This window comes from Bacillus sp. SORGH_AS_0510 (assembly GCF_030818775.1).
Lineage (GTDB): Bacteria > Bacillota > Bacilli > Bacillales > Cytobacillaceae > Neobacillus.
In genome coordinates this window covers 4,085,511-4,108,929 of record NZ_JAUTAU010000001.1, presented here as the reverse complement: position 1 = coordinate 4,108,929, position 23,419 = coordinate 4,085,511, and the positions used below count along the sequence as shown (strand labels likewise).

The window sequence follows — 23,419 nt, the reverse complement described above, 5'->3', positions numbered from 1 at the left end:
CAATAAAAGCAAGAGGAGAATATACAGATGGCAAAGGAAAAAATTGTTTTAGCATACTCAGGTGGTTTAGATACATCCGTTTCAGTGAAATGGATCCAAGAAAAATATGGCTATGATGTCATTGCACTAGGTCTTGATGTAGGTGAAGGAAAAGACTTAGAAGCTATTAAAAATAAGGCTTTAAATGTGGGAGCAGTTAAAGCTTATATGATCGATGCAAAAGAATTGCTAGCAAAGGAATATATTTTACCAGCATTAAAGGCTAATTGTTTGTATGAAGGAAAGTATCCATTATCTTCAGCTCTTTCCCGTCCGCTAATTTCAAAGCTATTAGTAGAAGTTGCAGAAAAAGAAGGGGCTACAGCAGTCGCTCACGGCTGTACAGGAAAAGGAAACGACCAAGTCCGTTTCGAAGTGTCCATTCAAGCATTAAATCCAAGCCTAAAAGTGGTTGCTCCGGTTCGTGAATGGGGAATGACACGTGATGAAGAAATTAAATATGCTGAAGAAAACGGTATTCCAATTCCAGTAGATTTAGATAATCCCTTCTCAATTGATGCGAACATTTGGGGACGTGCATGTGAGGCAGGAGTGCTTGAAGACCCATGGGCAGAAGCGCCTGAAGCAGCCTTCGATTGGACGAATCCGATTGAACTAACTCCTGACGCAGCTGAATACGTAGAAATTGAATTCGAACAAGGGGTTCCTGTTGCCCTTAATGGTGAGAAGCTTCCACTTGTTCAATTAATTGAAACATTAAACGCACTTGGCGGTAAGCATGGTGTGGGACGTATTGACCACATTGAAAATCGCTTAGTAGGAATTAAATCAAGAGAAGTGTATGAAAATCCGGGTGCATTAATTTTAATCAATGCGCATAAGGAATTAGAATTCTTAACATTAACTCGTGAGGTTACTCAATTTAAGACGCAGGTGGAGCAGCAGATGGCAAAGATCATTTATGAAGGTCTTTGGTATTCTCCTATTAAACCAGCTCTTGATGCATTTATTGATGAAACACAAAAGACTGTGACTGGAACCATTCGTGTGAAGCTTCATAAAGGAAATCACACAGTTGTTGGCCGTAAATCACCATATAGCTTATACAACGAGGAGCTTGCTACCTACTCAAAAGGTGATGCATTCGATCACAATGCGGCTGTTGGCTTTATTAAGATTTGGGGCTTACCAACAAAGGTATATTCAGAGGTTACTAAAAAAGAAACGATTGTAAAATAATTCGGATTGCCCTCGAATCCTATTTCGGGGGCTATCTTCTTTCATTTTAAGGAGGAGCAGGAAATGTCTAAGTTATGGGGCGGACGATTTACAAAAGAAACCAACAAGCTCGTAGAGGAATTTACAGCATCCATATCTTTTGATCAAAAGTTAGCAAAAGAGGATATCGCCGGAAGCCTGGCACATGTGCAGATGTTGGGTGAATGTGGAATTATTCCGATGGAGGATGCTGGAAAAATTAAAGAGGGCCTTCAAGCGATTCAAAAAATGGTCAATGCGAACCAAGTGGAGTTTTTAGTAGAAGATGAAGACATTCATATGAATATTGAAAAGCTACTGATTGAAAAAATCGGACAGGTGGGCGGTAAACTCCATACGGGCCGAAGCCGGAATGATCAAGTAGCTACTGATATGCATCTTTATTTAAGAACAAAAACAACGGAACTGATTAAATTGATCGAAGATGTTCAGGGAGCTTTAATCGAGCAGGCAAAAGAACATGTCCAAACCTTAATTCCAGGCTATACTCATCTCCAGCGTGCGCAGCCAGTATCGTTTGCTCACCATTTAATGGCTTATTTCTGGATGTTTGAACGTGATAAGGAAAGACTGATTGATAGTCTAAAACGTGTTAACTGGCTTCCACTTGGTTCTGGTGCGTTAGCAGGGACTACTTTTCCTATCAACCGTGAACGTGTAGCAGATCTGTTAGGATTCGAAACCGTGTATCCAAACAGTATGGATGCCGTGAGTGACCGTGACTTTATTCTCGAATTTTTATCGATTGGTTCTATAATCATGACACATATTTCTAGATTCTCCGAGGAACTAGTAATTTGGTCCAGCCAAGAATTCCAGTTTGTTGAGTTAGATGATTCATTCTGCACGGGCTCAAGCATTATGCCGCAAAAGAAGAATCCGGATGTACCAGAACTGCTTCGTGGAAAAACAGGTCGTACCTATGGCAACCTTATTGGGCTTTTGACAGTGCTAAAAGGATTGCCGCTTGCCTACAATAAGGACTTACAAGAAGATAAAGAAGGCATGTTTGACACCGTGGAAACATTGGAAGGATCTTTAAAACTATTGGCACCAATGATTGAAACGATGACGGTTAATAAAGATGTGATGCGTAAAGCAATTAACAATGATTTCTCGAATGCTACGGATATTGCGGATTATCTGGTTACAAAGGGGTTACCATTCCGTGAGGCCCATGAGGTCATTGGAAAAATTGTTCTATATGCGATCCAGTCCAATAAGTTTTTACTAGATTTGAGCTTTAAAGAATATCAAGAGTTTAGTCCTTTATTTGAAGAGGATATTTACGAGGTTTTAGCTCCAGAACACGTAGTTGCCGTTCGAAACAGCTTTGGAGGTACGGCTCCGGAGCAGGTGGAGAAGCAAATTGAGCTTGCTGAGGGGAAATTGAAGCGATAAAATGTGAGAAACCTGCCAAACGGTGGGTTTCTTTTTGCTGTGAAAAGGGGGATGTAGGAGATTTCTACACGCTTTTGAGAAATATCTACACATTTTTGCCTTTTTTCTACACGTTTCTTCGATATATCTACACACTTTTACATTTTTTCTACACAGTTTTATAATATATCTACACAAATTGATAATTTATCTACAATCTATCATTTTTCTAAGGAGTGGTTTTCCATTAGCGGTTTTATCATTGATTTACTTGTTGATATCGCAGGAGAAGTCATTGAATTTCTCATACCTGATCGGTTCTCTAAATCGAAATTTGAAAAGAACTTAATTAGACTAAGGGAAGAAGACTGGTTCACTTCACTCGAAAAGGATGTTAGATATGCTTATATCATTCACCAAAACAGAAAGGTGAGGCGGTTCTTAAGCAGTGAGCAAAATATCAAAATGATTACCAGTATGGATTTTGAAAAGGAAAATTTTATTAAATTAGTAAAAGAAGAACATGCCAAATTTACAAGTGGTGTCCGTTAGTTACAATTGAAAGAATATATTGACATTTAACACTGCATCAACTACAATTCTCTTTATAACTTGGAAATTAAATGAAAAATCAAATAAAAACTCTTATCCAGAGTGGTGGAGGGACTAGGCCCGATGAAACCCGGCAACCTTCAAGGTATTCCTTGAAAAGGTGCTAATTCCTGCAGGTTATTTTTTAACCTGATAGATAAGAGGAGGAATCCAACCCTCTTCTTATTGAAGAGGGTTTTTCTTTGTAAAAATTAAACAGCCGCATGTTAAAAATCGTGTAGGGAAGGGATGGATGATTGTGTCTGTAATAAAAGTGGCAATCCTGGGTTTTGGAACAGTTGGTGAAGGTGTCTATCGAACAATACATTCACACAGTGAGGAGCTTGCAGCCGCATTAGGAAAGAAGGTTGAAGTTACAGCAATTTTAATCAGGAACAGGGAAAAGGAAAGAAACATTAGTGAGCATGTGTTAGTTACTACAGACTTTGAAGAAATCCTGAAGCTCAAACAACTGGATATAGTTATTGAGGCCATCGTCGATAAAGAGCCAACCTTTACCTTTTTGAAATCAGCGATTGAGCGTGGATGTCACATCATTACGGCGAATAAAGAAATGTTCGCCCATCACGGGAAAGAACTGCTTGAGCTGGCAGATGAGAAGAAAGTTTCGGTTGGTTTTGAAGCTACTGTTGCCGGAGGAATTCCCGTTATACAAACACTTAGACAGTTATTAAACATTAATCGTGTGAAGCAAATTCGAGGAATTCTCAATGGTACCTCCAATTTTATCCTCACAGAAATGAGGGAGAAAAAGCAGACATTTGCTCAGGCGTTAGTATTAGCACAAGAGAATGGCTTTGCTGAAGCTGACCCGACAAATGACGTGGAGGGCTTTGATGCTTTTTATAAAACCATGATTTTAAGCAGACTGGCTTTTGGAAAAGAACCCAACTGGCAGGATGTTAATCGTGAAGGGATTACTTCAATAACAAGTGACTTGATTGATGCGGCAGAAAATGCAGGGCTAAGGTTTAAGCATATTGCGAGTATTACAAGGTTGGGTGATCAAATTAATGCAACTGTCAAACTAGCCCTAGTGGGTAAAGAACATCCTTTTTACCATGTTGAAGGCGTCCAGAATGCAGTAAATGTCCAATCTGATATAGTTGGAGAGATTACTCTTCAGGGACCAGGAGCTGGAATGTTTCCTACAGCGAGTGCGGTAATTGAGGATTTAGTTCATGTGTGTAAAAATTCCCCAGAAAAACAGAATAATGCGTGTTCTCAAGAAGCGGTAACGGGGTTTAGTAAGAGTGACAAGAAGGAAACGTGGCTTGTGCATGGAGTGAAGCATAAACAGGGGACTCCTTCCATTACTTGGATTGAAGAAGTGGCGGATGAAACGTTTGTAATCAAAGCGACAGATAGAGAAATTGCCCTGCTGGCCAAACAAAATAATCTTATCTATTATCCGATTATAGGAGAATACGAGAAGGTGAAACAGATAAAAGCGCTTAAGGCTTTATAAGAATCTACAAACAATGAAAGAGCTATATGGCTCTTTTTTTCATTTTACGAAAGCCATGCTCTAGATCTACTTTTTTCAGAGATAAGAAGGAAAAAGTAGAAGTAGCCAGGCTCTAGATCTACTTTTTTAAAGAGAAAAAAGAAAAAGTAGAAGTAGAGAGGTTCTAGATCTACTTTTTTCAGAGATAAGAAGAAAAAAGTAGAAGTAGAGAGGTTCTAGATCTACTTTTTTCAGAGATAAGAAGGAAAAAATAGAAGTAGAGAGGTTCTAGATCTACTTTTTTCAGAGATAAGAAGGAAAAAATAGAAGTAGAGAGGTTCTAGATCTACTTTTTTCAGAGATAAGAAGGAAAAAGTAGAAGTAGCCAGGCTCTAGATCTACTTTTTATAGAGAAAAAGAAGTAAAAAGTAAAAGTAGCAAATCCCAAGACTTTTTCATTTGAACATGATGCATAAATCTAATTCAATAGTCACGTATATTCCGTATTTATCCACTATATTATCCACATCTAAAGTCCTGATTTATAGGTATTCCACAGACTTATTCACAATATCCACAAAAGTCAGAATATTTATCCACAATTACGTAGAAGCACAATTCTAATACAAGCAACTTAGTAAGTTCACATTCTATTCAATTTTCTAACATTAATATGTTAAGAAACTGTGAAAACCATTGTCGTTTAAGGAGTAGGAGTGTATATTATAAGTGTAGAGAAGATAGTGAAACAATTCACAAACTGAAGTGAAAGAAAGCAAACTACTTCACCACCTTCCCTACAATCACAGCTAGCTGAACGCCCCTCATCGAAAGGGGAAGTAATTATCGTTACATTATTTTGTGAAAATATTCACAAATATTAATAGGAGATGATTGTGATGAGATGGTACAAAACCCCTCAAGCAGCAGTGGTATGGACAGTGTTGAGAGTTTGGCTTGGATTACAGTGGATTGAAGCAGGCTATCATAAATTAACTGGTGGATTTGATGCTGGTGGTTTCCTAAAAGGAGCCCTAGCAAATGCAACAGGAGATCATCCCGCAGTTCAAGCTTGGTACGCTGATTTCTTACAACAATTTGCGATTCCAAATGTACAAATCTTTAACGTATTAATTCCTTGGGGAGAGCTACTTGTTGGTATCGGATTAATCGTCGGTTTAGCAACTATACCTGCATTACTTGCCGGTGCATTTATGAACTTAAACTTTATGCTTGCAGGAACAACTAGCACTAACCCAATTCTTTATACAGCAGCAATGATTCTTCTCTTTGTAGGAACTGGAGCGTATTACTTCGGCCTTGACCGTTATGCAGTTCCATTTATTAAAGGTTATTTCAAAAAGGCACCTGCAAGGAAAGTGAACAACAACTAACAGTATGTATACCGAGTTCTAACCAGCTAAATACACTGTAGCCTCTCAATGGAACTCGCTGAAGTATCATTTATTCCCCCTTAAATATATTTTAAGAAGCAGGGCAAAGCCTGCTTCTCTTTTTTTATGCTTATCTTTTCCTATTCTTCACACGTTGGTTAGCTGCATTAGCGCGTGCTTGTGCTTCAAGATCAGCGTGATCAGCAAATTCCTGTGAGTATTCTACATCCATGCCATCTGATTTTAAATTTTTTGGTGTTTGTGGAAGTGAGCTTTTATTATTCTTGTGAGAACCTCCATTATGCATACGACCCATTACTAAAACCCCTTTCAATTTAAGCTAGAGGGAGAAAGTAATCTCTCACTCCTTAATAGCTTTTACAAATAGAAAGGGGCTCATTAATGGAAAAACTTTAAATTATATTAAGGTATATCTATGGTATAGTCCGTCACTTACAGCTTAGTTTTACTGTCATGATAACCGCCTGCACGGTCAGCCATCTTAAAGTCCCTCTGATATAAAACCTCTTGTGTACTTGTTAAGGTATATTTACCTCTACCCATATCTTTTTTCTTTTTTCCCGCCATTCTGCTCATTCCTTTCAACATTTTTTTGTTAATTGTCATCAAGCTAAGTGGTAAAAATAAAAGCACTAAGTATGTACTTATTTCCATTTTTACCTTTTAAGAAAGGAATGATACTTTTTTTAGGAAAATATATTTTTTAATGCCATTTTTAAATTAGGGTATTGGAATTGGAATCCATGATCTAATAGTTTTTTTGGTAAAACCTTTTGTCCATCAACCACTAAGGTACTCATTTCACCGAGAAGTAAACGAAGGGCGAAGCTAGGTACTGGAAGCCAGTGTGGTCGGTGTAATACTTGAGCAAGTGTTTTGCCAAAATCGTTCATAATTACGGGCTGTGGAGCAGTGAAATTGATAGGACCTTGAATTTGTTCATTTTCGATGGCGAAAATTATACCTTTCACTACATCCCTAAGATGAATCCATGACATCCATTGTTTACCACTTCCAATGTTACCTCCTATACACAACTTATACGGTAGCAGCATTTTAGGAAGAGCTCCTGCATCCTTTTCAATAATGATACCAAATCTGCATAAGACTGTTCGAATTTGTAAGGAAGAAGCTTTGCTCGCTTCTTGTTCCCACTTTATCACAGTGTCTGCTAAAAAATCTGAGCCAAGCCTTTCCGTATTTTCAGTAAAAACTTCGTTATCGGAAGTTCCATAAATTCCTATTGCACTGGCGTTAATAAGCGCCTGCGGTTTCCGGTCTAATTGGTTTATTATGTCCAGCACTGCATCGACTGCTTCAATCCGACTGGACAAAATTTTACTTTTCCTCTCTTCGGTCCAGCGTCCACTGTTAATCGGTTCACCTGCGAGGTTAATAAAAATATCCGTATTTTGGAGGTCCCTAACAGGGTTTGCATTATCCGTTAACCACTGAGAATATCGAATATTTGCCTTCTCGCTGGTCTTCATTGCCCTGCGAGTTAAGATAACAATTTCATATTCATACGTGCTCAATTCATCGACAAGTGCCCTTCCAACAAAGCCTGTTCCACCTGCAATTGCAATTTTCATGTAGAAGACCTCCTTTTGCTTTATTTTACCTTATTTTTATAAAAAAGTATGGTAAAGTGAGAGTGAGGTGAAGGAAATGGCTATTATTACGAAAATCACCACACAACAAAAAAATGTAGACCGATTTAATGTTTTCATGGATTATGGCAAGGGCAAGGGTGAAGAATTTGCTTTTAGTGTCGACAGCGATGTGTTAATTAAATTCAATTTAAAAAAAGGGATGGAGCTTGATGATTTTTCTTTCTTGGAAATTCAGTATCAAGACGATATCCGTAAAGCATACAACTTAGCAATCAATTATCTTGCAAGGAGAATGAGATCGGAAAAAGAAATCAAGGATTACCTTATTAAAAAAGAAGTTGATGAACCCGTCATAAATGAGGTTCTTCATAGGTTAATTTCACAAAAATACATTAATGATCAGGAATATGCTTTAGCCTATGTCCGAACACAAGCAAATACCACTGATAAGGGTCCTGACTTAATTAAAATGGAATTAAAGGAAAAGGGTATAAAGGATGATATCCTAATCGATGCTTTAGAAGAATATCCAAGAGAACAGCAGATTGAAAAAGCAACGAAAATGACCGAGAAGATTTTTCAAAAAAATTCAAATGAGTCTTTAAAGATTCAAAAGCAGAAATTAGAACATTTACTGCTTAGAAAAGGATACCCTTTTGAAGTCATACAAATAGCAGTTGACGAAACAGAAGTGGAAAAAGAAGAAGATGAGGAAATGAAAGCAGTTCATTTCCAAGGTGAAAAAGCCCATCGAAAGTATGCGCATTTAAGTGGGTATGAATATCAGCAAAAAATGAAACAAGCCCTATATAGAAAAGGATTTTCAATGGATTATATTGAAAGGTTTCTTTCTGAAAGCGAAAAATCATGACACGAGTCATGATTTTTTACTTTCAATAATAATTGAATCCTGATCAATTTGGTCCATGATAATCTCTGCTACTTCCTTTGGTGACCTAAACCGTGATTTGTCTGAAACGTGGTCGCTTTCGTCCCAGAACGGAGTATCCATCCCCCCCATATATACGGCATTAAATTTAATACCAGTACCCTCATATTCTTTTTGCAGACTCTCAGTAAAGCCTCTTACAGCGAATTTACTTGCAACATAGACCGCTTCATTTACCTTTCCACGGAGACCAGCTGTAGAAATAATATTCATGACTCGTCCCTCACCATTTTGAAGTAAATATGGAAGGATGGCTTTCGTCATTAAAATAGTTCCTATCACATTGGTTTCGAGCATTTCTTTCATTTCAGTTTGGTCCATTTCAATAAAAGGCCCGAAATGACCTACTCCTGCATTGTTGATCAACCCTGCAATATGATAGCGCTCGTTTAGTTCATTTAATTTTGAATCTACCTCTTCATTATTGGATATATCCAGTGATAAAAGGTCAGCTTTTCCACCTAATACTTCAATTTCCTGTTTAACTTGTGCTAACTTTTCGACTGTTCTGCCCACCAGTAGAAGATGGAATCCTTTTTTCGAAAATAAAAAAGCTAGTTCTTTACCTAAGCCTGAACCTGCTCCAGTCACAATGATTGTTTTCATAGTGAAATCTCCTTTTTATGTGAGTTTTAACCTTTATTAATCCTCTAAAAATTACTATACTAAAAAAAGAAGATTAAGGGGAGTGAATTGAATGCCACAGGAAAAACGATACAGTGTTATGACCGAGCATGAATTAAAACAAGAGATCGCTTCGCTTAAAGAAAAGGCAAGAAAAGCGGAACAAATGGGAATGGTTAGTGAGTTTGCTGTCCTTGAAAGAAAGGTGCAAATGGCTAAGGCCTATTTAATGGATCCAGAATCGTTTAAACCAGGAGAAATATATGAAGTGGAAGGAGATCCTGGGCAGTATTTTAAAATAGACTATATGAACGGCGTCTTCGCTTGGGGATATCGATTAAAAGGTGATGGACAAGAAGAGGCGTTACCAATCTCTATGTTAAAAGAGTTGAAATAAGAGGACAAACCAGAGAGTAAATCTCTGGCTTGTTTGTTTTAGCAGAATTTTTGTACTTTAGTTATGAAAACTGAGGGGATTCGTCATCGCGTTCCCCAGAAGCACGCATCCGCTCTTGTGGATGGGTATTGATTGTGCCGTTGGCTCTTTTAGAAGCATATTCTGCTTTTGCTCGTGGCTCTCCCTCAAACTTGTTATTATTTTGATTAGGAAAATTCGTTGCTTTATTTCTCATGCTGTACCTCCATTTTGGGAATGAGAAAAACGTGAAAAGCAAAGGCGGCATCTCAATGCTTACCACGTAATGATAGTATTTACGCATTTAATAAAGGTTATGTTATAAGAAAATGGCAATGAGGTGTGAATATGAACGTGTACCAAGATGAATTAACAAAGCTGCTTTTAGAAAAAAATCATGACTTATCCTATGTTCAAGCAAGAACTTGGGTAGAGCTCTTATGGGAAGATTTCGAATCTACATATGCTAAAGCTGGTTGGGAATATAAGGGTAGTGAAATGACAGAAAGAATTGTTAAACAATGGATTGAGAATTATGGAGATAAGCTCCATGAGTTTATAGCAACCAATCCGAAATATAAACATTTTTTAAATCAGGAAAAAGGTCAAACACATTAAAAAGAAAACTCGCTATCGCGAGTTTTCTTTTGTTTTAACTGGGTATGATGCTGAGCTTTTTTCTTAACTTTTTCTCACTAAATACCCAGCCTGTATAGGAGCTAATTGGATTTAAATCATGATCTAACTGAACAACAGCAACGAACGGGTAGTGTCCATTACTTCGATAACGTAAATCAATAAAACGAACTTCATAAAAATCATCATATTCATCTACTTCCCACCGGTATACAGGTGAGAAAGAGAGGAATGCTGAAAGATTTTTATCTTTTTTGGCTGCCTCAATCACAGGTGTATTTGGTACAGGGATGCGTTTAAAATAATCGAGAATTTCAACCTTGCCATCGATTGAACGACCTACAAAAAATTGTTCTTCATTCATCGCGGCAATCCGCCACTGATGGAACTTCATTGTCGGAGCAATAATAATTTCAATTGCATCTGGAACCAGAGCTCTTACTCCAACCAAGACTCTCTTTTTGGCCTGATATCGCTTTAAATAATAACCAAAGATCACTATATACATTAATAAAAATGTAACTCCTGGATTGGCACCAAATATCCAAATAAGAATGCCGACCACATGAATTCCAAAGATAAAAGGGTCAAACGTATTAATGACGCCTAAGGCCACCCATTTAGACGAAAAAGGTCGTAAAGCTTGTGTACCGTAGGCATTAAAAATATCAACAAATACATGAATAAAAACTGCCGCAAAAGTCCATGCCCATAAATGCAGAAGATTAGCGTTAGGAAAAAAAGGGTAGACCACAGCTAAAATGACAAGCGGCCATAGCATAACAGCTGGTATAGAGTGAGTGACTCCACGATGATTTCTAATATAGATGGCATTATTCCTAAGTTTCAATACAGTATCGATGTCAGGTATTTGTGATCCGGCTATTACTGCGATTAACACACTAGTAGCAGTCGCATGGCTGTTAGCTACTACAGGGTCAAGTGTCGCAAGACCGCCAAGTGCTATCCCCATTACAACATGAGTTCCAGTATCCAAAAGGAATCCTCCTTTTATAATTAGGTTCTTGTCAAAATTGACAAATTAGCTTATTGTAAAACGAAATGCATATTATTATATTCCCTTTTTTCGTTGTGTTTAACAATCTGGAGGATAAAAGTTATGATAATTGAACAAGAAAATTCAGAAAAAATCAATATAAGTGCTTTTCAAAATGATCTTATTTCCTGGTTTAAAGCAGAACAACGTGACCTCCCGTGGAGAAAGGATCAGGACCCTTATAAGGTGTGGGTATCTGAAATTATGCTGCAACAAACTAGAGTTGATACGGTGATTCCATATTTTAACCGGTTTATAGACTGGTTCCCAACGATTGAACACTTAGCGGAAGCAGAGGAGGAGAAAGTACTTAAAGCATGGGAAGGTCTTGGTTATTACTCCAGAGTTAGAAACCTTCAATCAGCAGTTAAGGAAGTAAAAGAGAAATATAATAGCAAGGTACCCAACACTCCAGAAGAAATTTCATCCCTTAAGGGAGTTGGTCCGTACACTGCAGGTGCCATATTGAGCATTGCTTATGGAATTCCAGAACCAGCCGTCGATGGTAATGTTATGAGAGTCTTATCAAGAATACTGTTAATTCGGGAGGATATTGCAAAGGCTTCCTCAAGAAAAATATTTGAAAAAGCAGTTCGAGATTTGATTTCCCATGAAGATCCATCTTCTTTTAACCAAGCAATGATGGAATTAGGTGCTTTAATTTGTACTCCTACTTCCCCGTCATGTCTATTATGTCCAGTTCGAGAACATTGCATCGCTTTTCATGAAGGAGTACAACAAGAGCTTCCTGTCAAAACAAGAAAGGTGAAAACAAAGAATGTACAGCTTGCAGCAGCAGTTGTGGAAGATGAACATGGCAACATATTAATTCATAAACGGCCATCGAATGGTCTATTAGCTAATTTATGGGAGTTTCCAACTGTTGAAATACATCATCCATTACAATCTGACCGACAACAGGTTGTTGATTTGTTTAGGGAATTCTTGAATTTAGATCTAGGTCTTGGACAAATTATAGGGCAAATTGAACATGTTTTTTCTCATTTATTATGGAATATTAAGGTGTATACAGGTGCGGTGAAAAATTTCATACCAGAGAGTGAAGACTGGAAGTTCGTGTCATTAGAAGAAATGAAAGAATATGCTTTCCCTGTTCCGTATCAAAAAGTGTTCAAACTGTCTCAAAAACAAAATGACTCTGAATGAACGCCGCAAATGCGGCGTTCATTTTTAATCATACGTAATTTTTGTACCATGAGTGTAATCCGCTTCTTGTCTGTGCATACCACCGCGGCTTTCAATTTCTTCAATAATTTCGCGATGAATGGTTTGTCCCTCACTGTTTAAATATGGAGCTATTTGTTGCAAGGAATGGTGGAAAAAAGCAAGTTCACTGTTCTTCCAATCAGTTTTCGGCATTAAGGAAAGCTCAGTCATATCTCTTCCTACGTACATGTTTTACCCTCTCCTTTTACATCAATTTGCCTATAGTTTTCTATATTAATTGTCATCTATTCATGGAAAAGCTAAAATGAAAGGAAAAGCAATGAGGAAGGGAATAAAAGAATGACGCAAAAAGTAGCATTAATTACAGGAAGCAGCAGAGGAATTGGAAAAGCGACTGCCTTAAGATTGGCTGAGGCAGGCTATGATATCGTTATTAACTATGCAAGAAGTAAAAAAGGAGCCCTTGAAACAGCTGAACAAGTAGAGGCATTAGGGAGGAAAGCCTTCATTGTAAAAGCGAACGTTGGTGACGTCGCAAAGATTAAGGATATGTTTGCTCAAATTGAGCAGGAGTTCGGCCGTTTAGATGTATTCGTTAATAACGCAGCTTCAGGCGTACAGCGTCCAGTTATGGAGCTGGAAGAGTCTCATTGGGATTGGACATTAAACATTAATAGTAAAGCCTTATTATTTTGTGCACAAGAAGCGGCAAAATTAATGGAGCGAAATGGAGGCGGCAAAATTGTCAGCATCAGTTCGCTTGGATCTATTCGTTATTTAGAAAATTACACAGTTGTAGGAGTTTCTAAAGCAGCACTTGAGGCGTTAACAAGATATTTAGCTGTCGAACTGGCTCCAAAAAACATTATTGTTAATGCTGTTTCAGGTGGTGCAGTAGATACCGAAGCACTGAAACATTTTCCTAATCGAGAAGAATTACTGCAAGAAGCGAGAGAAAAAACGCCTGCAGGTAAAATGGTGGAAATTGAAGATATGGTCAATTGTGTGATGTTCCTCCTATCAGAGGATTCAAGCATGATTAGAGGACAAACGATCATTGTTGATGGAGGAATCTCTCTACTGGTTTAAATTATTTTTCGATAATTTTTTGGATAATCTTCACGTGTACGGGATACATTAATCTCGTGGAGGTGATTACAATGGCAAACTTCAATCAACAGCCAAACAAAACTTCTGCTGGAACTAACATCCAGGAAGTTAGACAACAAAACGCTCAATCTGCTCAAGGTTCAGCAGGTGCAGCTGGTCAATTCGGAACTGAATTTGCTAGCGAAACAAACGCTGCTGAAGTAAGAAAGCAAAACGCTCAATCTGCTAAAGGTGCATCTGGTGCAGCTGGTCAATTCGGAACTGAATTCGCTAGCGAAACTAATGCTGCTGAAGTAAGACAACAAAACCAACAAGCTGAAGCTCGTAAAGGCCAAAACTCTGGTCAATACGGACAAAGCTAATAAGCTTCAAGCGAAGGCACTCTTCCATGCGAAAGAGTGCCTTCTTCCTTTGTTTAATGGTCAAGGCGCCTCCGCTTTTCGAATTGTCTAGCTGCAGCGCCTAGCCCCTCGGGTCAAATAACCTTCGAAAATAAAAGTCAAAGAGCAGACTTTTCTTTCCGAAGAACATTTGCCTGTCGGAGCTGGTCAAGGCGCCTCCGCTTTTCGAATTGTCTAGCTGCAGCGCCTAGCCCCTCGGGTCAAATAACCTTCGAAAATAAAAGTCAAAGAGCGGACTTTTCTTTCCGAAGAACATTTGCCTGTCGGGGCTGGTCAAGGCGCCTCCACTTTTCGATTTTTCGACAAATCTTCTTATTACTCTACAGAAGTAGTCAAAGGAAAATAGGGGTTACTAAAGAATACATATTAGGTAGGAAGATAGTTAAAGAATAGGCGGTGAGGGAAATGAATCAATTCAACCGATTAGTTTCCGAGCAGATGGTGACTATGGAAAAATTACTCTATCTTCAAGCCGAGCTTGAACGTTGCCAACAAATAGAAGAAGAACTTCAGTCATTGCAGCATGCAACAGATCTTGAAAGTATCCAAACAGATATTCAATTGATGAAAAAAGAATTAAAAGAGATTCAGCTAATTTTTGAAAAACAAACAGAAGAGGTCATAAATTCATACCGAGAAACGAATTTGACCCCAACTTTGTAGAAAAACAATAAAGAAATTGAAAAAAATACGCAAAATTTTACAAAGAGCCATCGAATTATGGCTCTTTTGTTTTAAATTCTGGGTTCAACCGTTATAATAATAATAAATAGGAATTGGACTTTGTTACCTTTTGTCGTTATTTATTTTATTTACGGTTGGAATAGGTTACAAAGCGTTCAGGAATGAAGGTAGGGGAGAATATGGGCGTACCCATCGAAGGTGAACCAATGCAAATACATAGCTATAAGCACAATGGGCACATCCATCGCGTCTGGGAAGAAACAACCGTATTAAAAGGATCTCAGAATTTGGTGATTGGTGGGAATGATCGGACACTTGTAACAGAATCAGATGGAAGAACGTGGATTACCAGAGAACCAGCTATTTGCTATTTCCACTCTCAATACTGGTTTAATGTAATTGGGATGATTCGTGAGGACGGCATTTATTATTACTGTAATATCAGTTCGCCATTCATCTTTGATGGTGAAGCACTTAAGTATATTGATTATGACCTTGATATTAAAGTATATCCTGATATGACCTTTAACTTACTTGACGAGGATGAATATGAGAGGCATCGACGTGAGATGAATTACCCAGATGTGATTGATCAAATCCTTAAAAGAAATGTTGAAAAATTGATTCAATGGATAAGACAGCGTCAGGGACCCTTTGCACCAGATTTTATTGATATTTGGTACGAACGTTATTTAACATATAGACGTTGATCGTGACCTTAAGGCTGACTCAAAAGCAAAGGAGTTAGCCTCTTTTGTTTGTGCTTTAATTTTTATATGAAAGAGGGACATCCTGTTGAGTAGTATTCGCCGATACCTTCAATTTGTTAAACCCTATCGGTTGCAAATTATAGGAACTATAATTATAGGTGTAATAAAATTTTCTATACCTCTGATTATTCCCATGCTGATTAAATATGTTGTCGATGATATAGTAGGGAATCATGCACTGACCCATGATGAAAAGATTCATAAACTAATGCTAATAATGGGTGTAATGATTGTTGTATTTGTTGTACTTCGACCGCCTATAGAATATTACCGCCAATATTTCGCCCAATGGACATCAAGTAAAATCCTTTATGACATTCGTGATACCATGTATACACATATCCAAAAATTAAGCTTCCGATATTTCTCTAATACAAGGGCTGGAGAAATTATCTCAAGAGTAATTAACGATGTGGAGCAGACTAAAACATTTGTTATATCAGGATTAATGAACTTATGGCTGGATATTGCTACTATTGTTATAGCAATTATTTTAATGTTTTATATGAATGTTTCTCTGACTGTTGTGTCGGTATTGTTATTTCCTCTCTACGCTTTTTCTGTCAGATACTTTTTCGGTAATTTACGCACGCTTACAAGAACACGTTCTCAAGCATTGGCTGAGGTCCAAAGTTATCTCCATGAGCGGGTCCAAGGCATGCCTGTAATCAAAAGTTTTGCTATTGAAGAGCACGAACAAAAACAATTTGATAAACAAAATAAGAACTTTTTAGAAAAAGCCCTGCAGCATACAAGTTGGAATGCAAAGTCTTTTTCCGCGGTCAATACGATTACGGATATTGCTCCTTTAATCGTAATTGGGTATTCCGCTTACTTAGTCATCCAAGGGGATTTATCTCTCGGAACCATGGTTGCGTTTTTTGCTTATATTGACAAGCTTTACAGTCCATTAAGAAGATTAGTAAACTCCTCAACCACAATTACCCAGTCATTTGCCTCAATGGATCGGGTATTTGAATTCTTAGATGAAAAATATGATATTATAGACGCTCCCAACGCCAAAGAATGTAAGGATGTAAAAGGCGATATTTCATTTGAAAATGTTTCTTTTTCTTACGAACAAAATAATGAGATGGTTCTAAAAGATATAAACCTACATGTCAAAAAGGGTGAAACCATTGCGTTTGTAGGAATGAGCGGTGGCGGAAAATCAACTCTTGTCAGTTTGATTCCACGATTTTATGACATAACAAAAGGGCGAATTACGCTTGACGGAATGGATATTCGCCAATTAAAAGTGCAATCATTACGGGATAAGATAGGAGTTGTGTTTCAAGATAATATTCTATTCAGTGAATCAGTAAAAGAGAATATTTTATTAGGAAAGCCTGGTGCTTCAGATGAAGAGGTATATCGGGCAGCTAAGGCAGCTAATGCCCATGAATTTATCTTAAATCTAACTGATGGGTATGACACCAGGGTTGGTGAACGAGGGGTTAAGTTATCCGGTGGTCAAAAGCAGCGGGTTGCCATTGCTCGAGTATTTTTGAAAAATCCTCCTATATTGATACTGGATGAGGCGACATCGGCGTTGGATCTGGAAAGTGAGCACTCTATCCAAGAATCGCTAGAGGAGTTAGCTAAAGACCGAACCACCTTTATTGTAGCTCACAGATTATCAACAATTACTCATGCCAATCGAATTGTACTCATCGAGCATGGGCAAATAGTTGAAGTAGGAACACATGATGAACTTATGGCCAAGCAGGGGAATTACTATAAATTATTTCAGGTCCAACAACTTGAACATAAAGAAACCGAAGCAGATGGATAATCTGCTTCGGTTTCTTTCATTACAAGGAAGTATAAAAAAATTCGATTCCGAGAATTGTCCAGCTCCAGCGCCTAGCCCCTCGGGTCAAATAATCTTCGGCAATAAAAGTCAAAAAGCGGACTTTTATTGCCGAAGAACATTTGCCTGTCGGGGCTGACCAAGGCGCTTGCGCTTTTCTTATTCGCTTTCTTCTTCAATTGATAATTCATTATCATGATAAGAATGAAAGCTTGTAATTAAGGTGTTAAGGTGCTCTACCTGCTCACTATAATCTATAATTGAGGCAATAATTTGCATAGTATGGTAAAGATGCGGTGAATCTTGTTCTTCGGTTTCTTTCTGATAGACTAAAAACATTTCAAAAAGTTCCTTTTTGTCCAAACAAACACTGCCTTCTGAAATAGAGGGGGAGGTAGGAATTTTGCCTATGAATCTTAACATTAATTGTTCATGGTGATAAATAAGACAATCTAACTGTTCCTGTATTGCTTGTTGAAATTTTTCAGGCAGGTGTAAAAGTTCATTTTCAAATCTATGCAGTCGCTTTAATGTATCTAATGCCTTTTTCGCTGTTAATAACATTTGGCGGTATATGACAAGCTTGCGGGACTTTTCTAATGAATTCTTCTTGAAATAGCTTCTTTCTTCTTTATACATCGAATAAAATTGGCCCATTTGAATTAAGCTATCTTTTAGTTTATCGATGTCGGTCTTTAGAAGTTGATGATCAAAGTCATGTCGAGTGCTTAAGCGAATCCACTTAATGATTTCCTCGGTTGTTGTACTAATTTTAAAATATAATTTGTTTTCGTATTTTGGTGGCATAAATACTAAATTGACTACGAAAGCCGAAAATACACCGATCATAATGGTGGAGAAACGGATTCCTGCAAACTGAATAAAACTACCACTATGTGTTTCCATAATGGAAATTAACGTAACAAGTGAAAGACCAATAGTGTTTTCCAGTTTAAGCTTAAGGTTTAAAAGAATAACAATAATAGCAGCCAATCCAATAACAATAAAATGATTCCCAAGGACAAGAACAAAAATTACAGCGAGTAATGCGCCGATGATATTTCCTTGTACTTGTTCAATAATTGTTAAATAAGAGCGGTATATGGTCGGTTGAATTGCAAAGATCGCGGCAATTCCAGCAAAGACTGGAGAAGGCGAATGCAATAATTGACTTAGATATAGGGATAATACAATTGCAATTCCCGTTTTTAAGATGCGGGCACCTAACTTCATCCAAATAAATTCCTTTCAAGAATAAGATTTATACTAGTCTGTTCAAACACATTTTAGTACTATACATGGATTACTGAATATAATCAAGAGATATTATATGAAATAACTATTCAAATTGTGACAAAAAAATGCAAAAATAAAACGTCCGCTGCTGTGAGCGGACGTTTTCGCATATAATCTTCAAATCATTCTGTTGAAACAGATGGGTCAGCTTGTTCTTTAACAGGGAGGATTTGCACGAAATTGTTATCCAAATCTGTTAACAGTTTTCGAAGTTGATTTGCTTCGTTTTCCTGGCCATTCTGTTCTAGCAAGTCTGTGTATTTACCTAAAAGTTCATTAATATCCTGTTTGCCTTTTTCATCTAAGTTAGCAATGGAAACCTTTGCGCCTTTAGCAATACGTCTTTGAAGGGCTTCTTTTGTTAACCCTAATTCAGGCTGGTGACGGATATAGACGACGCCACCGGTCATTCCGGCACAAATCCACGGACCAGGATCACCTAAAACTAATCCACGGCCATTGGTCATGTATTCAAAGGCAAAACCTTTGATATTTGCATTTGACCCAATATTTCCAGCCTCTTTAGGAGGAATTGGTTTTTTCACCGAACCACCAATGATTAAGTCTGCACCAGAAAGACGAATTCCTGCACGGGCATCAGCATTTCCTTGAGCAACGAGTAACCCTTTTTGCGCACCGTATCCAAAGCCTTTTCCAACGGATCCATTATAATATTGGCCATCCTTGCCCTTTGATTTTAGGACGTGGATATTTCCACCAAAGGATGTCTTACCAACACCGTCTTGACCACCGCCATTAACAGTAATCTCGATACCGGCACTATTATAGGCACCTAAACCGTTTCCTGGAATTGATCCATCCTTATACTTAAGCTGCACCGGCGGAAGCTGCTTGTAGGAACCATCGAGTCTGCCACGAACTCGGTGACAAGAAACACGGCTTCCAAGAACACGCTGTTCAGAAGTCACACTTTCGAATTCTCTCGAAGAATGTAATTGATCTACACTTCCATCGAGATACTCTGCGCCTACAGCGACTTGCATTTGTACTTCTTCGATAGATTTTGAAGCTGCTGTTTTTGCAAATTGACTGATTTCAAGCGGCTTCAATAGGTAGGATAGGCTTAGTTGACCTTCACCCTTTACCTGCTCTAATAATTCAGAATGACCAACAGCATCCTGTAGGTTTTTAATTCCTAATGAAGCAGCGAGTACTTTTACTTCTGTTCCAAAGGCTGTAAAGAGATTCATGATTCCTTGGACAGCTAAATCAAATTGTCGTGGTACAAAGCGTCTTAAACCGTGTTCTTTCGCTTGTGCTTCTGATTCAATTTGAGTTGCGATTCCAACATGGCAAGTATCTAAATGACAACCACGGCAGGTCGTACAACCAATAGAAAGCATTGCCAAGGTTCCAAATCCAACTCGGTTTGCTCCAAGAAGCATAATTTTTATTACGTCCATCGCACTCTTCATACCACCATCAGCCCAAATTTCTACTTTATGGCGGAGTCCGCTTTCAAGTAGGGCATTATGTGCTGCTTTGACGCCAATTTCTACAGGTAAACCTACATGTTGAAGAGCATGAATTCTTGCTGCACCTGTACCGCCATCAAAACCGCTTAGTGTAATAATATCTGCACCTGCTTTTGCGATACCTACAGCAATGGTTCCGATATTTGGTACAACAGGAACTTTGACGGCAATTTTTGCTTGGTCATTTGCAGTCTTTAATTCAAGAATCATTTGTGCTAAATCTTCAATTGAATAAATATCATGGTTATTTGATGGCGAAATTAAGTCGGAACCCAGTGTTGCATTACGTGCCTCAGCAACCTTTGCGGTAACTTTTGAACCAGGTAAGTGGCCGCCTTCGCCAGGCTTAGCACCTTGCCCAATTTTTATTTCTAGAAGATTAGAAGAGTTGAGAAGCTCTGCATTCACACCGAATCTTCCTGAAGCAATTTGCTGTCCTCTTGTCTTTGGATATTTACCAAGCATATCCTTGATTTCTCCGCCTTCTCCATTTAGGCTGACCATATTTAAGCGGTCTGCACCTTCAGCATAGGCTCTAAAAGCTATTTCGTTTTGTGAACCAAACGACATGGAAGAAATGATAAACGGTAAGTCATGTTCACCTACACGAAGATCCACTTCCGAAGGGGAAACTGTTTTTGTGCTTTTCTTCAGCTGAACCAAGTGTCGAATAGTTGTTGGATTTTGTGTTTCCTGCTCGGAAATTTTGTCTCTATAAGCGCTATAATCACCCGTTGATGCAACTTCCCCAATAGCTTTCCAAATACGTGGGAAGAGGTGGAAGGTCTTTCCGACTCTTTCTTTCTCATTTCGGTAATCCTCAGCTCTTGAAAAAGCTTCTAGCTTCATTGCTTCAAAATCAGTTTCAATTTCTTTAGATCCAAAGAAGTTAACGATATTTAATACATTTGCAATGGTTTCATGTAACCCAATACTTGAGAATAGTCTTCCATACCCGCGAAGCTCGTGAATGCCGATCGTCGAAATCACTTTTTCTAAGCCTTTAGTTAATGCGCTGTAAAGGTTAACCAGTGGTTTTGTCGACTCATCAAGAATCGTTAAGAACATATAATATGGGCTAACTAAATCTGCTCCTAATCCAAATACAGTAATAATGTCATGCAGGGAGCGAATAGCTGCCGAGCGAACCAATAAAGAACAGTTTCTTCTTAATTCAGCCTTTACCAATGCCTGATCGATAGCGGACGTCACTAGATGCGGATCAATCCAATAGGAGTCCTCTTGATGTGCTTTTGCATCGTCCAGGACGAGAAGCGTTTTTCCAGCTTCAACAGCCTTTACTGCTTCGTCAGCTAGTCTATTTAGTGCTTGATCAACTGTTTCCTCTTTCTTAAAGGTAGTTGAGATATAGGCAGCTAATTTTTGTTCGTGAAAATGCTGAACTAATTGGTCAAAGCTTGGCTGTCCTAAAGTTTCTGCACAGCTGAATCCTGCTTTTCCTTCTACTAGAAGGGGAGAAGTCAATTCAACAACAGTAGCAGGGTTTTCCCGTGTAAATAAGGTAGGGCGTTGGCCGATAATTACACGAGTTGAAAAATGCTCAGTTTCCCGGTCACGGTCAATAGCTGGGTTCGTAACAACTGCCACACTTTCCTTAATATAATCAGCGATATTTACTCGTTCCGGATTAAGGGCAGCAAGTGGAGCATCATGACCTAAAGAACGAATGGGTTCAACACCTTTTTCTGCCATTTGTTCAATTAATTGAATGTGATCACGTTCCCAGCCAAAAGCCTTATATTGGCCGTTATGAATTTTATCTGGATAACTCATTGTCACGGTTTTAGTTAAAACAGGCGGATGTAGGCGTAGTCTTGACTCGTTCAGGTTTAACTTCGTAGAAAATCGGTTATATACTTCTTTTTGGAAGCGGTCCTGTTCATATACATCTAGAGTGTCGCCATTCCATTTAAAACCAACCTTTTCACCAGGTGCTAGAGGCTTTGGCTCATTAACGTACTCACTTGAAGGAATGATTCCAGGTTCAGAAGAGAATAGGTAAGAGCTTTCTGTTTCAAGCATCCAAAGTGGACGAAGCCCTAGGGCATCTACGCTAAATACTGCTTCATCCCCATAACGAGAGATGATTCCTGCTGGACCTTGTGCAAAGTGTCCCCAGGCTTCTCTTAAATAAGTATATAAATCTTGTAATTCGCTAGAGTAAGCTTTTATTTCATTAATAATTGGTGGGAACAATAGATCCATGGCTTCAAATAAGGAATATCCATCACGACAGATTAATGTTTCCATTGTACGGCTTAAGTCTTGTGAGTCACTTCCATCTTTGACAAGTGGAACGCCAATCATTTTCGCCTCATCACGAAGCTTGGCAATGGTGTTAATTTCTCCATTATGCCCGAGTACACTGAAAGGCTGTACTCGGAAAAAGCTTGATAAGGTATTAGTAGAATAACGATTATGCCCAAGTGTCATAGTGGAAGCTACAAGTGGGCTTGCTAAATCATAATAATAACGAGGTAGGATATCACCAGCACCCATTACTTTATATACGACATGATTTTGGCTTAAAGATGCAACGTGTACTTCTTCATTCGTTTCAAAGTCAATAAGAGTCTCAAAAAGAGCCTTCGTTAATTCCCGCTCTTTTTTATGAGATAGACAGGCGAATTGCCAGAAAACAGGGTTTTCCTGAACAGCAATTGGACCAAGGGCAGAAGGGTCTGTTACTTCATTAGACTCATAAACTACCTCAAACTCATATTTAGCCAGCTTATCAAGTAATTCCAGCTTAGTAGATTCCCAGTTGACCTTCTGACTAACGAAAACATGGCCAACTGCAAAGCCTTCTTTTTCAACAAGCAGCGGGTCTAGGCCTGCTTGAGATAGTTTTTCTTTCCAAAGCTTAATAGGAATATCCGTATGGATCCCCACTCCATCACCTTCACCATTAATAAAGCCAGCACGGTGATTCATCGTTACAAGTGCGTCAATACAATCGAATATATTCTTTCTAGTTGGTTGTTTTGATTTTTCAAGACACGCAACTATACCACAGGCATCATGTTCTTGTTTATGGAATTCTTTAAAAAGGGAAGGGCTCCATTTTTGTGTCATTTTGTAGGGCTTAACGGATTTACCGCCGAAGCCTAGTCACCTCCTATGAAACTTATAATTAGAGAATTACTTATTGTAGTAAGTTTTGAAACGATTTGATACTTTAACGGGGTGTTTGGTTAAAGGATTAAAAATAATA

General features: G+C 38.3%; 23 protein-coding genes and 1 riboswitch. Of the genes, 13 read left to right on the top strand and 10 right to left on the bottom strand.

The genetic code is table 11. The features are described 5' to 3' along the window. Positions 1 to 27: 27 nt before the first annotated feature. Together QE429_RS20975 and argH are read left to right on the top strand one after the other, a co-directional pair. Complete coding sequence (locus tag QE429_RS20975) at positions 28 to 1,239, top strand: argininosuccinate synthase (RefSeq protein ID WP_307289809.1); 1,212 nt, start codon at positions 28 to 30, stop codon at positions 1,237 to 1,239. Positions 1,240 to 1,302: 63 nt separating this feature from the next. Then, positions 1,303 to 2,679: an argininosuccinate lyase gene (gene argH, locus QE429_RS20970; RefSeq protein ID WP_307289807.1), complete on the top strand. Its 1,377-nt coding sequence runs from the start codon at positions 1,303 to 1,305 to the stop codon at positions 2,677 to 2,679. Here the strand turns inward: argH and QE429_RS24560 are convergent. Then, positions 2,575 to 2,856 (bottom strand): hypothetical protein, encoded by a 282-nt coding sequence (locus tag QE429_RS24560; protein ID WP_483862230.1) that lies wholly within the window; start codon positions 2,854 to 2,856, stop codon positions 2,575 to 2,577. The two genes, argH and QE429_RS24560, sit on opposite strands and share 105 nt — an antisense overlap. 444 nt (positions 2,857 to 3,300) lie before the next feature. Beyond that, positions 3,301 to 3,413, top strand: a riboswitch (SAM riboswitch). A gap of 95 nt (positions 3,414 to 3,508) precedes the next feature. Here QE429_RS24560 and QE429_RS20965 point away from each other — a divergent pair. Together QE429_RS20965 and QE429_RS20960 are read left to right on the top strand one after the other, a co-directional pair. Continuing rightward, the gene (locus tag QE429_RS20965; RefSeq protein WP_307289806.1) at positions 3,509 to 4,738 is read left to right on the top strand and encodes a homoserine dehydrogenase; all 1,230 of its coding nucleotides are present in this window, start codon (positions 3,509 to 3,511) and stop codon (positions 4,736 to 4,738) included. 878 nt (positions 4,739 to 5,616) lie between these two features. Beyond that, the gene (locus tag QE429_RS20960) at positions 5,617 to 6,111 is read left to right on the top strand and encodes a DoxX family protein (protein WP_307289804.1); all 495 of its coding nucleotides are present in this window, start codon (positions 5,617 to 5,619) and stop codon (positions 6,109 to 6,111) included. A gap of 130 nt (positions 6,112 to 6,241) precedes the next feature. Here the strand turns inward: QE429_RS20960 and QE429_RS20955 are convergent, their stop codons facing one another. The 3 genes from QE429_RS20955 to QE429_RS20945 all read right to left on the bottom strand — a co-directional run bounded on the left by QE429_RS20955 (position 6,242) and on the right by QE429_RS20945 (position 7,724). Continuing rightward, positions 6,242 to 6,427: a YfhD family protein gene (locus QE429_RS20955; RefSeq protein WP_307289802.1), complete on the bottom strand. Its 186-nt coding sequence runs from the start codon at positions 6,425 to 6,427 to the stop codon at positions 6,242 to 6,244. A 137-nt stretch (positions 6,428 to 6,564) separates the two neighbouring features. Next, positions 6,565 to 6,699, bottom strand: a complete 135-nt coding sequence (locus QE429_RS20950; protein WP_307290905.1) for a YfhE family protein — start codon at positions 6,697 to 6,699, stop codon at positions 6,565 to 6,567. A 119-nt stretch (positions 6,700 to 6,818) separates the two neighbouring features. Then, positions 6,819 to 7,724 carry a TIGR01777 family oxidoreductase gene (locus QE429_RS20945; protein ID WP_307289800.1) on the bottom strand — a complete coding sequence of 302 codons (906 nt, stop codon included), beginning with the start codon at positions 7,722 to 7,724 and terminating at the stop codon, positions 6,819 to 6,821. A 76-nt stretch (positions 7,725 to 7,800) separates the two neighbouring features. Between QE429_RS20945 and recX the strand changes: the two genes are divergently transcribed. After that, the gene (gene recX / locus QE429_RS20940; protein WP_307289798.1) at positions 7,801 to 8,616 is read left to right on the top strand and encodes a recombination regulator RecX; all 816 of its coding nucleotides are present in this window, start codon (positions 7,801 to 7,803) and stop codon (positions 8,614 to 8,616) included. 6 nt (positions 8,617 to 8,622) lie between these two features. On the opposite strand, the gene QE429_RS20935 is transcribed toward recX, so the two are convergent. Then, positions 8,623 to 9,300, bottom strand: a complete 678-nt coding sequence (locus QE429_RS20935; protein ID WP_307289796.1) for an SDR family NAD(P)-dependent oxidoreductase — start codon at positions 9,298 to 9,300, stop codon at positions 8,623 to 8,625. A gap of 91 nt (positions 9,301 to 9,391) precedes the next feature. Between QE429_RS20935 and QE429_RS20930 the strand changes: the two genes are divergently transcribed. Further along, positions 9,392 to 9,715: a YfhH family protein gene (locus QE429_RS20930; RefSeq protein ID WP_307289795.1), complete on the top strand. Its 324-nt coding sequence runs from the start codon at positions 9,392 to 9,394 to the stop codon at positions 9,713 to 9,715. Between the two features lie 61 nt (positions 9,716 to 9,776). Here QE429_RS20930 and QE429_RS20925 read toward each other — a convergent pair whose 3' ends face one another. Then, the gene (locus QE429_RS20925; protein WP_307289794.1) at positions 9,777 to 9,950 is read right to left on the bottom strand and encodes a small, acid-soluble spore protein K; all 174 of its coding nucleotides are present in this window, start codon (positions 9,948 to 9,950) and stop codon (positions 9,777 to 9,779) included. 131 nt (positions 9,951 to 10,081) lie between these two features. Here QE429_RS20925 and QE429_RS20920 point away from each other — a divergent pair, with 131 nt between their 5' ends. Further along, positions 10,082 to 10,351: a YfhJ family protein gene (locus tag QE429_RS20920; RefSeq protein ID WP_307289793.1), complete on the top strand. Its 270-nt coding sequence runs from the start codon at positions 10,082 to 10,084 to the stop codon at positions 10,349 to 10,351. Between the two features lie 34 nt (positions 10,352 to 10,385). On the opposite strand, the gene QE429_RS20915 is transcribed toward QE429_RS20920, so the two are convergent. After that, the gene (locus QE429_RS20915) at positions 10,386 to 11,366 is read right to left on the bottom strand and encodes a metal-dependent hydrolase (RefSeq protein WP_307289790.1); all 981 of its coding nucleotides are present in this window, start codon (positions 11,364 to 11,366) and stop codon (positions 10,386 to 10,388) included. A 123-nt stretch (positions 11,367 to 11,489) separates the two neighbouring features. Between QE429_RS20915 and mutY the strand changes: the two genes are divergently transcribed. Next, positions 11,490 to 12,593 carry an A/G-specific adenine glycosylase gene (mutY, locus tag QE429_RS20910; RefSeq protein WP_307289789.1) on the top strand — a complete coding sequence of 368 codons (1,104 nt, stop codon included), beginning with the start codon at positions 11,490 to 11,492 and terminating at the stop codon, positions 12,591 to 12,593. Between the two features lie 24 nt (positions 12,594 to 12,617). Here mutY and QE429_RS20905 read toward each other — a convergent pair whose 3' ends face one another. Continuing rightward, complete coding sequence (locus QE429_RS20905) at positions 12,618 to 12,842, bottom strand: hypothetical protein (protein WP_307289787.1); 225 nt, start codon at positions 12,840 to 12,842, stop codon at positions 12,618 to 12,620. Between the two features lie 111 nt (positions 12,843 to 12,953). Between QE429_RS20905 and fabL the strand changes: the two genes are divergently transcribed. The 5 genes from fabL to QE429_RS20880 all read left to right on the top strand — a co-directional run bounded on the left by fabL (position 12,954) and on the right by QE429_RS20880 (position 17,374). After that, positions 12,954 to 13,703: an enoyl-[acyl-carrier-protein] reductase FabL gene (fabL, locus tag QE429_RS20900; RefSeq protein WP_307289785.1), complete on the top strand. Its 750-nt coding sequence runs from the start codon at positions 12,954 to 12,956 to the stop codon at positions 13,701 to 13,703. A 71-nt stretch (positions 13,704 to 13,774) separates the two neighbouring features. Then, on the top strand, positions 13,775 to 14,086 hold the full coding sequence (locus QE429_RS20895; RefSeq protein ID WP_307289783.1) for a gamma-type small acid-soluble spore protein: 312 nt from the start codon (positions 13,775 to 13,777) through the stop codon (positions 14,084 to 14,086). A gap of 444 nt (positions 14,087 to 14,530) precedes the next feature. Further along, on the top strand, positions 14,531 to 14,788 hold the full coding sequence (locus tag QE429_RS20890; protein ID WP_307289781.1) for a YgaB family protein: 258 nt from the start codon (positions 14,531 to 14,533) through the stop codon (positions 14,786 to 14,788). A gap of 200 nt (positions 14,789 to 14,988) precedes the next feature. Continuing rightward, positions 14,989 to 15,519, top strand: a complete 531-nt coding sequence (gene ntdP, locus QE429_RS20885; protein WP_307289779.1) for a nucleoside tri-diphosphate phosphatase — start codon at positions 14,989 to 14,991, stop codon at positions 15,517 to 15,519. An 85-nt stretch (positions 15,520 to 15,604) separates the two neighbouring features. Beyond that, positions 15,605 to 17,374: an ABC transporter ATP-binding protein gene (locus QE429_RS20880; protein WP_307289778.1), complete on the top strand. Its 1,770-nt coding sequence runs from the start codon at positions 15,605 to 15,607 to the stop codon at positions 17,372 to 17,374. 177 nt (positions 17,375 to 17,551) lie between these two features. Here the strand turns inward: QE429_RS20880 and QE429_RS20875 are convergent, their stop codons facing one another. After that, the gene (locus QE429_RS20875; RefSeq protein ID WP_307289777.1) at positions 17,552 to 18,625 is read right to left on the bottom strand and encodes an FUSC family protein; all 1,074 of its coding nucleotides are present in this window, start codon (positions 18,623 to 18,625) and stop codon (positions 17,552 to 17,554) included. A gap of 185 nt (positions 18,626 to 18,810) precedes the next feature. Next, positions 18,811 to 23,280 (bottom strand): glutamate synthase-related protein, encoded by a 4,470-nt coding sequence (locus QE429_RS20870; protein ID WP_307289775.1) that lies wholly within the window; start codon positions 23,278 to 23,280, stop codon positions 18,811 to 18,813. Positions 23,281 to 23,419 lie beyond the last annotated feature (139 nt).

Bases quoted from the DNA above. Each gene is read 5' to 3' on its own strand.
- QE429_RS20975 (WP_307289809.1), top strand. From the start codon at position 28: ATGGCAAAGGAAAAAATTGTTTTAGCATACTCAGGTGGTTTAGATACA.
- argH (WP_307289807.1), top strand. From the start codon at position 1,303: ATGTCTAAGTTATGGGGCGGACGATTTACAAAAGAAACCAACAAGCTC.
- QE429_RS20960 (WP_307289804.1), top strand. From the start codon at position 5,617: ATGAGATGGTACAAAACCCCTCAAGCAGCAGTGGTATGGACAGTGTTG.
- QE429_RS20955 (WP_307289802.1), bottom strand. From the start codon at position 6,427: ATGGGTCGTATGCATAATGGAGGTTCTCACAAGAATAATAAAAGCTCA.
- QE429_RS20950 (WP_307290905.1), bottom strand. From the start codon at position 6,699: ATGGCGGGAAAAAAGAAAAAAGATATGGGTAGAGGTAAATATACCTTA.
- QE429_RS20945 (WP_307289800.1), bottom strand. From the start codon at position 7,724: ATGAAAATTGCAATTGCAGGTGGAACAGGCTTTGTTGGAAGGGCACTT.
- recX (WP_307289798.1), top strand. From the start codon at position 7,801: ATGGCTATTATTACGAAAATCACCACACAACAAAAAAATGTAGACCGA.
- QE429_RS20935 (WP_307289796.1), bottom strand. From the start codon at position 9,300: ATGAAAACAATCATTGTGACTGGAGCAGGTTCAGGCTTAGGTAAAGAA.
- QE429_RS20930 (WP_307289795.1), top strand. From the start codon at position 9,392: ATGCCACAGGAAAAACGATACAGTGTTATGACCGAGCATGAATTAAAA.
- QE429_RS20925 (WP_307289794.1), bottom strand. From the start codon at position 9,950: ATGAGAAATAAAGCAACGAATTTTCCTAATCAAAATAATAACAAGTTT.
- QE429_RS20920 (WP_307289793.1), top strand. From the start codon at position 10,082: ATGAACGTGTACCAAGATGAATTAACAAAGCTGCTTTTAGAAAAAAAT.
- mutY (WP_307289789.1), top strand. From the start codon at position 11,490: ATGATAATTGAACAAGAAAATTCAGAAAAAATCAATATAAGTGCTTTT.
- QE429_RS20905 (WP_307289787.1), bottom strand. From the start codon at position 12,842: ATGTACGTAGGAAGAGATATGACTGAGCTTTCCTTAATGCCGAAAACT.
- fabL (WP_307289785.1), top strand. From the start codon at position 12,954: ATGACGCAAAAAGTAGCATTAATTACAGGAAGCAGCAGAGGAATTGGA.
- QE429_RS20895 (WP_307289783.1), top strand. From the start codon at position 13,775: ATGGCAAACTTCAATCAACAGCCAAACAAAACTTCTGCTGGAACTAAC.
- QE429_RS20890 (WP_307289781.1), top strand. From the start codon at position 14,531: ATGAATCAATTCAACCGATTAGTTTCCGAGCAGATGGTGACTATGGAA.
- ntdP (WP_307289779.1), top strand. From the start codon at position 14,989: ATGGGCGTACCCATCGAAGGTGAACCAATGCAAATACATAGCTATAAG.
- QE429_RS20875 (WP_307289777.1), bottom strand. From the start codon at position 18,625: ATGAAGTTAGGTGCCCGCATCTTAAAAACGGGAATTGCAATTGTATTA.
- QE429_RS20870 (WP_307289775.1), bottom strand. From the start codon at position 23,280: ATGACACAAAAATGGAGCCCTTCCCTTTTTAAAGAATTCCATAAACAA.